The organism is Ramlibacter sp. bp-362, assembly GCF_054956735.1.
The window spans coordinates 266,416-269,224 of record NZ_JBUDXE010000006.1; the positions used below are offsets into that span (position 1 = coordinate 266,416).

At 68.6% G+C, this 2,809-nt stretch carries 2 protein-coding genes; both read right to left on the reverse strand.

Going from position 1 to position 2,809, the window contains the following annotated elements:
• Positions 1-82: 82 nt before the first annotated feature.
• Positions 83-1,282: a Y-family DNA polymerase gene (locus ACY0MJ_RS10980; RefSeq protein ID WP_462638511.1), complete on the reverse strand. Its 1,200-nt coding sequence runs from the start codon at positions 1,280-1,282 to the stop codon at positions 83-85.
• A gap of 31 nt (positions 1,283-1,313) precedes the next feature.
• Positions 1,314-2,462, reverse strand: coding sequence for an alpha-hydroxy acid oxidase (locus ACY0MJ_RS10985; RefSeq protein ID WP_462638475.1), 1,149 nt, complete (start codon positions 2,460-2,462; stop codon positions 1,314-1,316).
• Positions 2,463-2,809 lie beyond the last annotated feature (347 nt).

Genomic DNA, 2,809 nt, shown 5'->3' on the forward strand with positions numbered 1-2,809 from the left:
TGCGCCCCGGGAACTGGGGCTTGCGGGCCACTGTAAGTTCCGTGTCAGCGCGAGGCCATCAGCCGATTGCCACAGGCTCTTGTCAGCCGATTTCCCGCGGCGCTTCCGCCTGAAACAAGTCGGGCGTGTGTTCGGCCGCGAGCGGGGGCGCGGGCGTTGCCTGCGCGACCGCATCGGCGCGCGCCAGCTTGCCCACGCGCACGCCGAGCAGGCGCAGGCGCCGGCGCAGGTCGACGCGCTTCAGGCACAGGCCGGCCGCGCGCCGGATCGCGGCCGCATCGTCGGTGTAGTGCTGGAGCGTGTGGTCGCGCGTGGCGGTGCGGAAGTCGTCGTAGCGCAGCTTGATGCCGATGGTGCGGCCCACGTAGCCCTTGCGCCGCAGGTCCTCGGCCACGCGCGTGCACAGGTCGGTGAAGATGGCCCCGAGCTCGGCGCGGTCGCGCACGGCGTGCAGGTCGCGGTCGAAGGTGGTCTCGCGGCTCATGGAGACCGGTTCGCTCTCGGTCACCACCGGGCGGTCGTCGCGGCCCCAGGCGGCGTCGTGCATCCAGCTGCCGTAGGCCTGGCCGAAGTTGTCCACCAGCCAGTCGCGCGACTGCGCGGCGATGTCGCCGATGGTGTGCAGGTGCAGCCGGTGCAGCTTGGCCTCGGACTTGGGGCCGATGCCGTTGATCTTGCGCACCGGCAGCGGCCAGATGCGCGCCTGCACGTCCGCCTCGTACACGATCGAGATGCCGTTGGGTTTCTCGAACTCGCTCGCCATCTTGGCGATCAGCTTGTTGGGCGCGACGCCGATGGAGCAGGTGAGGCCGGTCTCCGCGTGGATGGACTTCTGGATCAGGCGGGCCAGCACGCGTCCGCCCTCGCGCTGCCCGCCCGGCACCTCGGTGAAGTCGATGTAGACCTCGTCGATGCCGCGGTCCTCCATCACCGGCGCGATCTCGCGGATGATGCCCTTGAACGCGCGCGAGTAGCGGCGCACCTCGTCGAAGTCCACCGGCAGCACGATGGCCTGCGGGCACAGCTTCGCCGCCTTCATCATGCCCATGGCGGAGCCGACGCCGAACTGGCGCGCGGGATAGGTGGCCGTGGTGATCACGCCGCGGCCCACGTAGTCCTTGAGCAGCGGGAAGGCCTCGACCGGTATCTTCGCGAGCGGCCGGCCGGCGAAGCGCTGCAGCAGCTCGTCGTCGGCGCGGCGCCGCCCGCCGCCGATCACCACCGGCAGCCCCTTCAGCTGCGGATAGCGAAGCAGCTCCACGGACGCGAAGAACGCGTCCATGTCGAGGTGGGCGATACGGCGCAAGGTGCGCTCAGTATGTCCCCGGCAGCAGGATGCCGCGATCGACGTCGCGGATGTTGGTGCGGCCGCAGAAGGCCATGGACAGGTCCAGCTCGTTGCGGATGATCTCCAGGGCCCGCTCCACGCCTTCCTGTCCCATCGCGCCCAGCCCGTAGAGCATCGCGCGGCCGATGTAGACGCCGCGCGCGCCGAGCGCGACGGCCTTCAGCACGTGCTGGCCGGAGCGGATGCCGCCGTCCATGTGCACCTCGATGCGGTCGCCGACGGCCTCCACGATGTGGGGCAGCGCCGAGATGGAGGAGGGCGCGCCATCGAGCTGGCGGCCGCCGTGGTTCGACACGATCACGGCGTCGGCGCCCGAGGCGGCGGCCAGCTTCGCGTCCTCCACGTCCTGCACGCCCTTGAGGATCAGCTTGCCGCCCCAGCGGCTCTTGATCCACTCGACGTCGCTCCAGGACAGGCGCGGGTCGAACTGTTTGTTGGTCCACTCGGAGAGCGAACCCATGTTCTCCACGCCCTTGACGTGGCCGACGATGTTGCCGAACTGGCGCCGCTTCGTGCCCAGCATGCCCAGGCACCAGCGCGGCTTGGTCGCCATGTTGGCGATGTTGCCGAGCGTCAGCTTCGGCGGCGCGGACAGGCCGTTCTTCAGGTCCTTGTGGCGCTGGCCCAGGATCTGCAGGTCCAGCGTCAGCACGAGGGCGGAGCAGTTGGCGGCGCGCGCGCGGTCGATCAGGCTCTCGATGAAGCCGCGGTCGCGCATCACGTACAGCTGGAACCAGAACGGGTGGCGGCCCGTGGCCTCGGCCACGTCCTCCAGCGAGCAGATGCTCATGGTGGACAGCGTGAACGGGATGCCCATGTTCTTCGCCGCGCGCGCGGCGAGGATCTCGCCGTCGGCGTGCTGCATGCCGGTGAGCCCGGTCGGCGCGATCGCCACGGGCATCGCGACGTCCTGTCCGACCATGGTGGTGCGGGTGCTGCGGCCTTCCATGTTCACCGCCACGCGCTGGCGCAGCAGGATGCGCTCGAAGTCCGCCTCGTTGGCCCGGTAGGTGCTCTCGGTCCAGGAACCGGAGTCGGCGTAGTCGTAGAACATGCGCGGCACGCGCTTCTTCGCCAGCAGGCGCAGGTCCTCGATGTTGGTGATCACGGGCAAGTTCAGGTCTCCTCTTCTGTGCGGCGAATGGTAGCCGTTGCGGCAGGGCCGGCTCGGGCGCAACCGGCCCCTGGAAGGCTCCGTCGCCGGGCCGACTGTGGCGCGAACGCCAAACGGGCGCCCCCATGGCGCCGCCGGCATGGCAATCCGGGTTTGCCTGCAGGAAAATCCACGGTAGAGCAGGTTAGGCCGAATCCTGTGAAGGATTACCAAAAAGGCTTAGTTCGTAAGTATTCGCTGATCAGGAAAAGCATCACGCGTCAAGCACTCCGGGTTGTATCTACGTGTTTCTCGGAGTTGCATAATGTTGCAAACGGGCCGGTAGAGCCCCCGGAAGGAGCTGAAGG